General features: G+C 41.0%; 11 protein-coding genes. 4 read left to right on the top strand and 7 right to left on the bottom strand.

The window, feature by feature from the left end:
* Positions 1-79: 79 nt before the first annotated feature.
* Entirely contained in the window at positions 80-1,462 is a 1,383-nt protein-coding gene (gene dnaA, locus F8R90_RS25405) for a chromosomal replication initiator protein DnaA (RefSeq protein WP_196512980.1), read from the top strand.
* A 180-nt stretch (positions 1,463-1,642) separates the two neighbouring features.
* Here the strand turns inward: dnaA and rppB are convergent, their stop codons facing one another.
* Positions 1,643-3,118, bottom strand: a complete 1,476-nt coding sequence (gene rppB / locus F8R90_RS25400; RefSeq protein ID WP_196512979.1) for a two-component system sensor histidine kinase RppB — start codon at positions 3,116-3,118, stop codon at positions 1,643-1,645.
* A gap of 76 nt (positions 3,119-3,194) precedes the next feature.
* On the opposite strand from rppB, the gene F8R90_RS25395 reads away from it, so the two are divergent.
* Together F8R90_RS25395 and F8R90_RS25390 are read left to right on the top strand one after the other, a co-directional pair.
* Entirely contained in the window at positions 3,195-3,776 is a 582-nt protein-coding gene (locus F8R90_RS25395; protein ID WP_196512978.1) for a Crp/Fnr family transcriptional regulator, read from the top strand.
* Between the two features lie 69 nt (positions 3,777-3,845).
* The gene (locus tag F8R90_RS25390; protein WP_196512977.1) at positions 3,846-4,271 is read left to right on the top strand and encodes an ester cyclase; all 426 of its coding nucleotides are present in this window, start codon (positions 3,846-3,848) and stop codon (positions 4,269-4,271) included.
* Between the two features lie 335 nt (positions 4,272-4,606).
* Here F8R90_RS25390 and F8R90_RS25385 read toward each other — a convergent pair whose 3' ends face one another.
* The 5 genes from F8R90_RS25385 to F8R90_RS25365 form a co-directional block, all read right to left on the bottom strand.
* Positions 4,607-4,810: a type II toxin-antitoxin system HicB family antitoxin gene (locus F8R90_RS25385; RefSeq protein ID WP_086687204.1), complete on the bottom strand. Its 204-nt coding sequence runs from the start codon at positions 4,808-4,810 to the stop codon at positions 4,607-4,609.
* 128 nt (positions 4,811-4,938) lie between these two features.
* A complete protein-coding gene (gene rppA, locus F8R90_RS25380) occupies positions 4,939-5,643 on the bottom strand; it encodes a two-component system response regulator RppA (RefSeq protein WP_196512976.1) in 705 nt (234 codons plus the stop codon).
* A 49-nt stretch (positions 5,644-5,692) separates the two neighbouring features.
* Complete coding sequence (locus tag F8R90_RS25375) at positions 5,693-6,190, bottom strand: hypothetical protein (RefSeq protein ID WP_196512975.1); 498 nt, start codon at positions 6,188-6,190, stop codon at positions 5,693-5,695.
* Between the two features lie 29 nt (positions 6,191-6,219).
* A complete protein-coding gene (locus F8R90_RS25370) occupies positions 6,220-9,318 on the bottom strand; it encodes an efflux RND transporter permease subunit (protein WP_196512974.1) in 3,099 nt (1,032 codons plus the stop codon).
* Positions 9,319-9,320: 2 nt separating this feature from the next.
* The gene (locus F8R90_RS25365) at positions 9,321-10,976 is read right to left on the bottom strand and encodes an efflux RND transporter periplasmic adaptor subunit (RefSeq protein ID WP_196512973.1); all 1,656 of its coding nucleotides are present in this window, start codon (positions 10,974-10,976) and stop codon (positions 9,321-9,323) included.
* A gap of 261 nt (positions 10,977-11,237) precedes the next feature.
* On the opposite strand from F8R90_RS25365, the gene F8R90_RS25360 reads away from it, so the two are divergent.
* Positions 11,238-11,816 carry a Uma2 family endonuclease gene (locus tag F8R90_RS25360; protein WP_196512972.1) on the top strand — a complete coding sequence of 193 codons (579 nt, stop codon included), beginning with the start codon at positions 11,238-11,240 and terminating at the stop codon, positions 11,814-11,816.
* A 127-nt stretch (positions 11,817-11,943) separates the two neighbouring features.
* Here the strand turns inward: F8R90_RS25360 and F8R90_RS25355 are convergent, their stop codons facing one another.
* Positions 11,944-13,554: an SUMF1/EgtB/PvdO family nonheme iron enzyme gene (locus F8R90_RS25355; RefSeq protein WP_196512971.1), complete on the bottom strand. Its 1,611-nt coding sequence runs from the start codon at positions 13,552-13,554 to the stop codon at positions 11,944-11,946.
* Positions 13,555-13,722 lie beyond the last annotated feature (168 nt).

Below are 13,722 nucleotides of genomic sequence, written 5' to 3'. Positions count from 1 at the left end.
ATTCTAGGTCTAGCGTGTCTGGATGCTAAATTGGTGCTTTCTCTTCTATTGTGACGATTAGCAGCAAAGGTTGTGGATAATGGAAATTCCCATAGAAAATCTGTGGAGTCAGGTACTAGAGCGCCTACAGCTTGAACTATCCCGACCCACCTTTGAAACTTGGATCAAAACTGCTAGTGCAGAGCGATTAGAAAATAATTGCTTGGTTATTCGTACTCCTAACCCATTTGCTCGTAATTGGTTACAGAAGTATTACATCAATACCATTGCTCATGTAGTACAAGATATTCTCGGTCATCCCGTAGGAATTTACATTACTGTTGCTCAAGGTGATGAAGTTTCTCATTTTAGTGAACGAGAGGTTTCTTGGGAATCACCAAATCCTAGCAGTATTTCGGAAGCTGTTCCTAATCACAATCATAAAACTACTGATTTAAACTCTAAATATGTCTTTTCCCGGTTTGTAGTTGGTGCCAATAATCGAATGGCTCACGCTGCTTCTTTGGCAGTTGCGGAATCTCCAGGTAGAGAGTTTAATCCTTTATTTTTGTGCGGTGGCGTAGGTTTAGGTAAAACTCATCTTATGCAAGCTATCGGTCATTATCGCTATGCAATTTCGCCTAATTGTAAAATATTTTATGTTTCGACTGAGCAGTTTACTAATGATTTAATTACAGCGATTCGTAAGGATAGTATGCAAAGTTTTCGAGAGCATTATCGAGCCGCTGATGTTTTATTGGTTGATGATATTCAGTTTCTTGAGGGAAAGGAATACACCCAAGAAGAATTTTTTTATACTTTTAATACTTTACATGAAGCTGGTAAACAAGTTGTCATTGCTTCCGACCGTCCTCCTAACCAGATTCCTAGCTTACAAGAGCGACTTTGTTCTCGGTTTTCTATGGGGTTAATCGCAGATATCCAAAAGCCGGATTTAGAAACTAGAATGGCCATTTTGCAGAAAAAAGCTGAGGATGAAAATATTCGGCTTCCCCGCGACGTGATTGAGTATATTGCTTCTAACTACACTTCTAATATTAGAGAATTAGAAGGAGCTTTAATTCGGGCGGTGGCTTATATTTCCATTTGGGGCTTACCGATGACGGTGGAAAATATCACACCAGTTTTAGAACCGCCTAACGAAAAAATGACAGCTACCCCAGAAGCAATTTTAAAGGTTGTGGCGGATAATTTTGATATTTTAATAGACGATCTCAAAGGTAACTCACGACGTAGAGAGATTAGCTGGGCGCGTCAAATAGGAATGTATCTCATGCGCCAACACACATCTCTGAGTTTGCCGAGAATTGGCGAGGAATTTGGTGGTAAAGACCATACAACGGTAATCTATAGTTGCGATAAAATTACTCAACTTCAAGAAAGCGATCGCACTTTAGCACAAACCCTACGCCAACTGAGCGATCGCATCAATATGACTAGCCGCTCCCAAAAACCATCGTGAAGATTTATTTGAAGTTTTCCACAACCAGCACTCTGATCATTAGCCTTGACGGCTGAATAAGTAGTCGAGAATATTAAGTAACGTATAAAAATTGATTAAATTTAACTTATATTGTGGAAAAAATCTTACTTTTTGTGGAAAAATCTGTGGAAAACTTGATATTTTGCTGGTAAAACTTAATTAAGTATAATTACCTTGTGGAAAAACTCGCATGTTTTTCCACAAGTTTTCCACAGATGTAAAGTAGTTTCTGTTAATAATTTTTGCCTCCTGCCGACGCTCTCTACGAGACGCTGCGCTATCGTGTTTCCTGCCTCCTGGCTTTCTTTGTAACTTAATAGTAAAAGTGCTACCTTTGCCGAATTCACTTTGCACATCTATGCTGCCGTGGTGTGCCAAAACAATTGCTTGCGCGATCGCTAATCCCAATCCAGAACCGCCAGTGCTACGGGAGCGATCGCTATTCACTCGATAGAAGCGGTCAAAAATTCGCGTTAACTCTGGCTGGGGAATACCAATGCCTGTATCTTGCACCTGAATCACGGCATAATGATCACTGCGGTCTACGGAAACCGTTACCTTTCCTCCTGATGGGGTGTATTGAATTGCATTGACAATTAAATTAGAAAACAAGCGATAAAGCTGATCTTCATTGCCGACAATATTTAGAGGATTTGAAACCCGGGTTGAAGATGTTAGTGTAATATCGGCTGCGATCGCTAATGCTGCAAATTCCTCTATTAAGTCATTAACAATATCATCCAAGCAACAAATGTCTCGTTGCATTGGCACAGATTGACGATCCAGGCGAGTCAGCAGCAGCAAATCTGTAACTAGAGTTGTGAGCCGCTGATTTTGACGGTGTATGGTTTGTAGAATATCCCGCGCTTCTGTTTCATCTAATTGAGACATCATCAACGCGGATTCTACTGTCGCTTGTGTTGCTGCTAGAGGAGTTCGTAATTCGTGTGCGGCATCTGCTGTAAATTGTTGGACTTGTTTATATGAGCGATAAATCGGCTGCATTGCCAATCCTGCTAACCACCAACTTGCAACGCCAACCAAACCCATTACGATTGGTAATCCCAATGCTAAAGTGAGTTTTATAGCAGTGAGATAGCTATTAAATTCCGCAAGACTTCGCCCTACTTGGATGTAACCCCAATCGAGATTTTCTTGGGTATGCAGCACAAAAGAAATTTGATGATAAAAGTTGCCTTTGCTATCTTTAAGGGTTTGCCAAAGTTCTTTGTTAAAAATTATAGGTAATTCGTCTGGATAAGTTCCTGTGATCGCAATTAAGCGTCCTGAGCTATCGAAAAAACGGACATAGTAATTGCTTTGATTGATAGCGCTTAAAATATGGCGTTTGGAAATTGATTGTTCTTGAATACAACTTTTACCAACTACACAAATATTAGGTAAAAGTTGCTGTATTACTGGTTCCAATTGACCAGGCTTTTGTAATTTTAATTCAATAGTATCGTGCAATGTTCCCGCGACAGACTCCAGTTCTCGGTCTAATATCATCCAATGGGCATGGGAGATTGCTCTGTAGATGCCGAATCCGCACAGGCTTAAAATCAAAGCCATGACAAGCGCATACCACAGTGCTAAACGTAGGCGGGTTTGCTGAAATAGTTTATTCTGATTCATAAGAAGATATTGTGAACAGCCGTGCAGTTTCAACCTGTGGTTAACCTGTAATTATCCTAGTGCGATCGCATTCCCCATGTTTGAACAATTTTCCGAATTCATCCAGCAGTTTCTACCTGAATTTAAAATTGAATTAATGCGGATTGAGCCGCTTCTAAAAACAGTAAAGATTCAAAAGGGAGAATTCTTGTTTCGTGAGGGTGATGTTTGTGAGTTTCTCGGCTTGACATTAAAAGGTTGTCTGAGAACATTTTTCCTCAAAGATGGAAAAGAATTGACATTGTTTTTCCATCTGGAAAATCAACCGCTAGGTGACTACGAGAGTTTCCGCAAGCAACAACCCGCGTGTTTTTCTTGCCAAGCAATTGAAGACTCTGAGGTGCTGATCGTTAGCAATGAGTTGTTTCAAGTTTTTGAACTAGCTCCTGAAGGCCAAAAATTCTTGAGACTCCATGCAGAGAGCCTTGCATTTATGCTACGAGATAAACTGCTTTCTCTTTTTAAAGACACGCCTGAACAACGGTATCTCAAACTTCTTCAAACTGAAGCTGAACTTTTACAGCGCATTCCTCAATACTATATAGCGTCCTATCTCGGTGTTGAGCCAGAGTCTTTGAGCCGATTAAAACGAAGAATTCAAAAAAAGGCAATTTCTTAACCTAAGTCAATGTAAACGGTAATTTTGCCAGCTAAATTTACAAGAAGGTATTGAAAAACAAGAATCTGTATGTCTTTAGCACATAACAAATCCACTGTTCTGCAAGCTTACAAAGCTTTTGATTTAGGTGATATTGAACAAGGGAAAAGGTTAGTTTCCCCAGATATTATTGGTTGCGTGATGGGAAGTCATAAACTCGAAGGTGTTGATGCTTTTTTTGAGTATGCATTAATGATGCGTGCGGCTTTTCCAGATGGTTATCATACTTTTGAAGATGTGATTGCTGAAGAAAATCAAGTTGTGACTCGTGGGATTTTTTGTGGAACTCACCAAGGGGAATTTATGGGTATTCCGCCAACTGGTAAACAGGTTAGGTTCTCAGTTGTACATATAGATCGTGTTATAAATGGCAAAATTGTGGAACATTGGGGTCAAGGTGACACAATAGCTTTGATACAGCAATTAGGGATAGTAATATTACCGAAACATTGCTGATTATTATATTGCACTTGTTAAAACAGCAGTTCTATTAACTCAAAATTAAAGAGATTTTGGTAAAATGGTGAGTTTGCAAATAGTAGAATAGATGTAACAATTAGTGACTTTTTACTAATCAGTTTTCCATTCAGATTCGGGAATATCTGCACCTATCATGATATTACGCAAAGTTCCAATTGGCAGATTCCGACCTTTATGATAGGGCGCAATTACTTGTAGTTGGCGATCATCATTTCGCTATTTACGATGGCTACCTATTTGGGAAATAAGCTCGAATCCGTAGTTTTGTAAAATTCTTTCAACCTCATCCGCATTCATTCGTCGGGTACGAATCATCCTACCGTAACCTCGCGGGATATTGCTCCTGGTGCTAATTGAATTGGATCGGCTTCCAAATATAATTGAATTGCCTCACGGATATTTTCTAAAGCTTCTTCTTCCGTATCACCCGCAGATGTACAACCAGGTAATTCGGGACACCAAACAGCCCATTCCCCGGTTTCTTGATCGGGCTCGAGAATTACTCGCCACTTCATAGTCAATACGCTTCCTTGAAATTTATTTGACAGTTATAGCTATTTTTGAGTGTAACGGAATCTAAGATATACGAATCACTCTGTTCCATTCGCAATGACATACCTTGAAGTTTTCACACCGATCGCGCTTATGAAATTTCATTAGTAAGATTCAGACGATATCCCGTACCATGCAAAGTTTCAATTATATTTTCGCAGCCACTATTAGCTAGTTTGCGACGCAGCAACCGCATTTGAGCAGCTACCACATTACTAACTGGTTCTGCGCTTACTTCCCAAAGCTGATTACGAATTTGTTCTGTAGTAACAATTTGGTTTGGGTGCTTCATAAAATATTCTAGTAACTGGAATTCTTTATTTGTTAGGGGAATCTCTTGTTTATTTCCCGCAGCATTCTGACTAACAACTAAATTATTACCGTAATCTAAAGTCAGGTTGCCAACGGTTAATTCCTGGGGCTGAAATTGGGGCGATCGCCTCTGCAATGCCCGCAATCTTGCTAATAATTCTGCCATCCCAAATGGCTTTACTAAATAGTCATCTGCACCTGCATCCAGCCCAGCCACTTTATCTTCCATGCTGTCTTTGGCTGTCAGCATTAACACAGGCAGAGGATTTTTGTGGGAGCGTAGTTGTTTGCACAATTCTAATCCTGATATTCCTGGTAGCATCCAATCGAAAATAGCTAATGTATATTGTGTCCAGCTATTTTCTAAATATGCCCATGCATCTGTACCATCCAGTACCCAATCGACTAAGTACTTGTGTTGGGTAAGAGTTCGTTTAATAGCATCACCTAAATCTGTTTCATCTTCTACTAGTAGCACTCGCATAAATTTCACTTGTCAGACTAATTCGTAATTCAGTAAGTCGAGCTAACAGTTACCGATTAAAATTAAAACGCCCGTTTACTTTTTCACCTTTAATATCCGCAGTAATTTTCACCTGATATTGACCAGATGTATTTTCAGATAGCGTCGCCGCATAGTGTTTACCACTAACGTCATAGGTTAAAGGAATTGACTTTTGTTTCCCATCCGGTAGCTGAACTTGAGCAATTACCTTTGCATCAGGTACTGCTTCGTGATTGTCACCTGTTTGCAAATATAAATCCATGTGAGTTGTATTAGTTTCTTTCTCGGCTAAAAACTCTAAGTGATAAGTTCCTGTCTCTACAACTTGACCTCCTTTAGATTCACCATGCGGACTATTTGTTTTTTTAGCCCCAGGTGAAGGTATAACTGATGGAGTCTTGGCGCTTGAAGTAGAGGAAACTGGGCTATTTTCTGTATTAACTGTTTGATTACTATTACTACAAGCTCCTAAAAAAAGCAGTCCTACACTTCCGATAATAATGAAACTAAATTTTAGCTTTTTCATTGATTTCTTCCTTGTTTGAAATTGATTTTTCACAAATCATATAAGATTGCTTTAGTGTGCTGAGGGATCAAAAACCTGCCAAATTTGACATACAGTGCAGGGAGAACCACTAAGGTTAATGCCGTAGAAGTAAACAACCCACCTAACACTACTATTGAAAGTGGTTGTAAGATTTCCTTTCCTGGCCCACTTTCAATTACTAAAGGTGCTAATCCCAAAGCAGAGGTAAAAGCTGTCATCAAAATCGCATTCAAACGTTCCATTGACCCTTTAATCAGAACATCTTTAAGTGGTAGACCTACAGCAAATTTGGTGTTGTAATTATCCACAAGCAACAAACCATTGCGGGTAGCAACTCCAAATAGAGTGATAAAGCCAACCAAAGAAGCAATAGAAATAACACCACCAGTCAAAGCTACTGAAAATACTCCTCCCACTAAAGCCAAAGGCAAATTAATCATAATCATGGCAGTAGAAGAGATAGATTTGACAGAAATGTACATGATGACTGTAATTGCAACAAAGGCGATCGCACTCGATATTAAAATATTCTGAGTTGCTCTTTCTTCTGCTTCAAATTGACCCGCATACTGGATATAGTAACCAGATGGTGGATGTACTTGTTGATTAACTTTGTCTCTAATTTCATTGACGATAGAGCGTAAATCTCTACCATTAGCGTTAGCGGAAACAACAATTAATCGGGATACATTCTCTCTATTTATAGTATTAGGTCCAGTACCGTTTTCAATTGTAGCAACCTGTGATAGAGGAATTTTTTGACCGATAGGAGTATCAATTAACAAATTGCCAATCGTATCCAAATTTTGCCGTGCATCTGGCTTCAACCACACAGCTAAATCGAAAGTTTGTTGTTTTTCTAAAATTTGAGATACTACTCGTCCATTCAGAGCAGTTTCAATAATTTCCGAAAGTTTGCCTATTGTCAAGCCATACCGGGAAGCAGCAGGTCGGTTGAATTTTATTTGTATTTGTTCAATCGGTATTTGGGGTTCTAGTTGTAAATCTACAATCCCATTAACGGTTTTCATCACATCATTAACTTGCTGTCCAACGGTGTGGAGTTGTTCTAAGTCTGGCCCGAAGATTTTGACAGCGATCGCACTCCTCACCCCAGACAACACCTCATCCATGCGGTGGGAGATAAAACCACCAATATTTGGTGCTACCCCTGGTAACTTAGCAAATTCTTCCCTTAACTTCTCAATCGTCCCCTCCCTATCTTTCATCGCTGCATCGCTTAACTCGATATCCAAGTGTCCTAAATTCACCCCTGCTGCATCCCCGTCTCCTGGCGCACGTCCAGAACGCAACTGCACATAAGGAAATCTCGAGTCTCCCTTGAGTGCGTGCTGAAGTGCTTCACCAGCTGCATTAGTAGCTTCCAGTGAAACCCCCGGATAAAGAGTTAGGGTATTTACTAAAGTTTGCTCCTGAAACTCTGGTAAAAATATTCTGCCAAAGGAGGGGAAAATTATAGTTGCAGCTACCAAACTAGCGATCGCTAAACCTAAAACAATTTCCGCACGCTTGAGAGAAAATATTAATAATGGATAATAAAGTCGTTTAAAAAATCTCGCTATCCAAGGTTCTGTTTCTGGCAAGCGACCATAAGGCAGTAAAATTGCACATAAAGCCGGAGTCACCGTTAATGCTGTGATACTAGAAGCGATAACTGCTGCCATATAGCCTAATCCCATCGGGATAAAAATGCTACCTTCTACACCAGCCAAAGCAAAAACTGGGGAGAAGACAACTATAGTAATGATGGTAGCTCCAAATACCGAATCGCGTACCTCTTGACAACCGTCAAATACAACATCTAAAACCGGGCGGGGGTTGGGAGAATATTTATTTTCTCGCAGGTTACGGTAAACGTTTTCAGCATCAACAATTGCATCATCAACGGCTGAACCAATCGCTACGGCTAACCCTCCCAAAGTCATAGTATTTAAACCCTGTCCTAACCAATTTAGTAATAGTACTCCTAGTAATAAAGATAAAGGTAGGGCAGTTAAACAAATAGCTAAGTTACGCCAATTCATTAAGAAGGGAATCAGAATTAAAGCAACAATAATACTGCCTTCGATTAAAGCCTCTCTAACATTTTCAATAGAAGAATCAATATAGTTTTCTTGACGAAAGGTAGGTGTGACTTTGATATCTTTGGGCAATCCTCCTTGAATCTCTAACATCGCATTTTCTATAAGACGGGTGACAGTAGGAGTATCGGCTTGAGGCTGTTTGTTAATCATCACAACAATTGCCTTTTGAGTGTTAAAACTACCATCACCCCGTTTTATCGCCGCCCCAATTTGCACATCAGCAATATCTGAGATATTAACAGGTGTACCATTACGAGCAGTAATCACTGATTGCTGTAATTCTTCGATAGATTCAATCCGCCCAATCCCCCGAATTAACTTTTCTCGATCAGGTGTAATTAAATAGCCACCAGGAGCATTGACATTGGCAGCTTTGGCTGCTTGCTCTACCTCTTCTAAAGTGACATTAAAGGCTTTTAATTTTTCTGGATCAACTAATACTTGATATTGGCGAACATCGCCACCATAAGCTACTACCTGACTAACACCAGGCACAGCTAAAAGACGATTTGTTACTTGCCAATCAACAATACGCCGCACTTCCATTAAAGGAGTGCTTTCGGAGGTAAAGGCATATTGTAATACAGTCCCAATGGGGGAGCTTGTAGGGGAAATTTGGGGAGTTTCCACTCCTGACGGTAGCTTATTAAAGCTCTGTTGCAATCGCTCTGTTACTAACTGACGAGCTTGATAAATATCAGTATCCCAGTTAAAAATGACTTTAACCACAGAGATTCCTGCTGCTGAAGATGAGCGGACTGCTGTCACTCCCGGAGTACCATTAATCGCACTTTCAATTGGTAAAGTTACTAAGGATTCTAATTCTTCGGGGGCGAGTCCTGGTGCTTCAGTTTGAATTTCAACTTGAGGTGGTGCAAAGCTAGGAAAAACATCCAAAGGCATTTGGATAATCGTCCGAAATATCCAAATAGTGAGGATAATTGTCCCTAGAATGGCTAACCAACGGCGAGCGATCGCCCACTTAATAATGGCACTCAGCATTGTTATTTCTCAATCTCTGAATCTTTACTTGTCACCCGATGGTTATCATTGAATTCTGGCGCGGCACTGTTTAGAGGTTCTTTTGTAAGGTAGCTTTCTGTGGCTAATTGATATTGATATTTGCCATGACGGCCGGCCCAGAAAGTACCTGCCATAAAAGCTACAGTAGCTAGTGCTGATCCTCCCCCGGCTGCAATCCACCAGGGTACTGGCAAGCTAGGCGTAGTCTCTGCTGTTTGTACAGGAGTTTCCGTGTGTTTGTCTGCTTTTTTCTTGGTATCACCGCGCAGAGATTGAGCGTAAAGTTGCGGTGCGCGTTGCGTAACTATCAAATCACCCTCGAATAAACCAGTTTTTACCTCAACCATGTCTCCAGAGGTTTGGCCTAAGGTAACTTCAACAGGTTGATAAGTATTGCCATTTTGAATGTAAACAACTTTTTTATTATTAGCTTCTACCACAGCCGCGCTCTTAATCGCCAAGATAGCTGAGGAGCTTTGGTTTGTCAAAACTTCCAAGTCTGCAAACATTCCTGGTTTGAGTACACCACCAGGGTTATTGATTTCGGCTTTTACAGGTACAACCTGCGTCTCACCTGTTACTACAGAATTAATTACCGCAATTCGTCCCGTAAAAGTCCGATTCGGGACTGAAGCAACTTTAACCCTAACTTGTTGTCCTGCTTTAACTTTATCTAAATCTTTTTCATATATATTTGCTGTGGCAAAAACCTGATTGTCATTGACAATCGTCATCAATTTACCACCTGCATCTTCAAAGGTTTGACCAAGGGTAACTTCCCTATCTGCAACCTTCCCAGAAATGGGAGATGTTACTGTCACCAATCCTTTAGCATTGCCACGGATTCCTAGTTGTTGCAGCCGAGTTTCATAAGTGCTGTTACTGAGAGTAATCTGGGATTTTGCTACGTCAACAGATGCCTGAGCGCGTTTAAGTTGATTTTCAGCTTCAATCACCTCTCGGCGGCTATTGGCTTTGGTAAGTTCAGCTTTAGCTTGTGCCAGTTGAGTTTGAGATTCGAGAGCATTACGCCGTGGTAAAGCACCTTCAGCAACTAATTGTTGATCTTTGTCATACTTCTCTTGGGAAAATGCCACTTGACTTTGGGCTTGGGCGATCTCTGCTGTGGTAATTTGTTGATAGCGATCGCGGTTTTGTTGGGCTAATCTTAAATCAGCTAAGGCTTGTTGTAAATCAGCCTGTCCTTGAGCCAGTTTTTCTTGGGAGTTAACCCGCAGTTCTACCAAATCAGGACTAGATAGTATAGCGACGGGTTGACCTTGTTTAACTAATGCACCAGGTTCTACTAATAACTCAACCACCTTCGCGCCTGCAATTGGTGTGGTTACTTCTACTTGTTTACTAGGTAGAGTTTCAATCTGTCCTGTGGTTTTTATACCCACAGCTAAACGCTGACTTTTAACTGGCTCAACTTTAATTCCTAAACGTTGGGCAGTTTGATTGTCAACTTGAATAGAGCTAGTTGCTGGGGTGGCTTCACTTTCTTGGTGAAATTCATCTCCGTGTCCGGCGTGGGCTAAAACTGCTACTGGGCTTGCCAATAATAGCAAGCTGACAAGTGTACCAGAAACACAATGCATGGTTAGAATTGGTTGGAAACGCAGAGAGTTGGGCATCGCTATTAGAAATCCTTGAGTATAGGTGCAAAGAAATTGCGATCGTAATTTTTGGTAAACAAAGCTAGCTTTGTTTTGGGGGATTTTTCTGCACCTTATACCCAGTCTTTCATCTCAAAATGAAATTGGCATGAAATTGAGGATTGATATCAAAATTTTCGGTTCCGTTCTTCAAGCCAATCTACATTGGAGTTATTTTTTAAGCTTAACCGAGCAATAAGGTAAAATCTATGTTTAGAGTGATGATTAAGTAAAAAGTTTATGGCCACAACAATCAAAAAACTCACTCTGGACGAGTATCTTGTCTATGATGATGGCACAGATGTTCGCTATGAACTTGTGGATGGAGAGTTAGTTGAAATGCCACTGGAAAGCGATAGGAATAACTTGATTTCTCTCTATCTACTGTCACAGTTTCTCAAGTTTGTCCCGATTCAACTCATTCGCCATAAAGATACAGAACTTGTGGTCATAGGCAACCGCACTCGTGTACGGCTACCTGATTTAATGATATTGACACAAGAGTTACTAGAAGCGATCGCAGGCGGACGAGCGACAATCACTCCAGATATGCCTTCTCCAACATTAGTGGTTGAGGTCGTCTGTCCTGGAAAGGTAAATGAGGATAGAGACTACCGCTATAAACGTTCTGAGTATGCTGCACGAGGTATCCCTGAATATTGGATTGTTGATGCTCAGAGAGCTAGAATTACTCTACTGACTCTGGTAGATGGACTGTATGAAGAAACTGTATTTCAGGGAACAGACATTATTAAGTCAGCGACTCTTCCAATGCTGGATGTGACTGTAGTCCAAGTATTGACGGCTGGACAAGTCTAAAATCCGATTATGCAACAATGCAGTAATATGGACTGACTCTGAGCATTGATCGCGCAGAGCGCCAGAGAAATGAAGAAGGGAAAAGAAAAAAGCGAAGAGGGCAATAGGGCAAGAGTGTAAAGGGATACTAAGTCCTGAGGGGAGCCGCAACCACAACCCGAAAACCCACAATGCGGTTCCTAAAGTCACGCGCGTATCTGCGGCGAATGGCCGAGCGGCAGTACTTCGGTTTGCTGCCCCACGAACCACCACGCAGCCGCCGATCATCATTATCACTTATCCAAGCGCTGCCGTCTGTTGGCGCTCCTTTATAATTTTCGTGCCAAGCATCCTGACACCATTCCCATATAGTACCATGCATATCAAATAAACCAAAGGTATTTGGTGGAAATTCTCCAACATCTGTTGTTTGCTGACGATATTCACCCTTTGACCCAGCACCATAAGTATAGTTACCGTCATAATTTGCTAAGTCTGTCGTAATCGTCTCACCAAAATAAAATGGGGTAGTAGTTCCCGCACGACAGGCATATTCCCACTCTGCCTCACTAGGTAAGCGATAGGTTTTCCCAGTCTTGTTAGATAATCTGGCACAAAACTCAATCGCATCATCCCAAGACACATTCTCAACAGGTCGATTAGCGCCTTTGAAGTGCGAGGGGTGGGGATTTAAATCAATATTTACCTTTTTCAGCGCAGCTACAACAGTCCATTGGCTTTGTGTAACTGGATATTTGCCCATGAAAAAGGGTTGAATGGTAACAAGGTGCTGTGGACTTTCCCAATCGATTCGTTCTGGCTCATTCTCTGGGGAACCCATCAAGAATTGTCCACCAGGAATTTTAACCATTTCCAGAACTACGCCATTGCCCAAATTTTCTGTAAAAAGCCTTGCTTCCTGTTCTTGCAGAAGTTTTTCTGCTTGCAGTTTTTGATACTCTACTTCTTGCTCTTTCTCTAAGCGAACTGCATCTTCATCTCTAAGTTTATAGTATTGTTGTAATTTCTTTAATTCATTTTTAGCTTTTTCATCCAATGGATATCCATGTCGGTCTACAAAATCTGGCAAAAATAGCCTGTATTTGTCTATATTTTTCTTATATATACCGTAAGGCTCTAATGCTTTCTCTCGGATTGCACTGGCTTCTAAATCTGTTAATCCTAATTTTTCCTGTAAATCTTTCAATATTTCCGATTCCACAAGAGAAATCTCGCCATCAGACGCAAAACCTTCAGCCTGCTGACGATACTCAACTATGGCGGCTTCTCTAATTACCCGTTTTTGCTCACGCTCCTTAATTAACTGTTCAGCAGCAAATTTAATTCCCTCAGCTACATTCGTGAATGCATCGTCTTGATTATTCCAAGACTTAACAGGTTGGGCATTTTTGGGCAGAGCTTGTAGTTTAGCAAATGGTGCCGATTGCCAAGAAACGTTTCGCAGAATAATTGGAATGACGCAAGCCTCTCCAGCTTCGTGGCGTTCTATTGCTTTGGTAACTTCAACATCCCAGCAGTATTTAGAAAAGATAAAGTCTGAACTGACGAGCAATAGAATAATGTCGGCTGTGTTCAAATTCTCATTAATCTGCCGATCCCATTCTCTTCCAGGCGGGATTTTGCGATCGTGCCAGGTTGAAATTACACCTTGCCGTTCCAACATAGTCAGGTGTTTAGCTAGTTCATCCTTCAGGGGTTCGTCGTTGTGAGAGTAGGAACAGAATACTTTGAGCGACACCAACGATACCTCTTGCGTCTTTAGGAGTGGGATAAATTAGGCTTTTCACAAATTATAGTATGTTTGCGTACTACACTGGGCGACTGGAAGTCGCGGCTACACAGACAAAACCCGCCTCCGCGGGTTAAAAATCTTGATTTTCTGTTAATGAGGTATATCCGTAGGGGC

It is taken from the genome of Nostoc sp. NZL (genome assembly GCF_015714705.1).
GTDB classification, from domain to species: domain Bacteria; phylum Cyanobacteriota; class Cyanobacteriia; order Cyanobacteriales; family Nostocaceae; genus Nostoc; species Nostoc foliaceum_A.
Note: the sequence above shows the minus strand (reverse complement) of the source record. Positions and strands in the feature narration are given on the sequence as shown.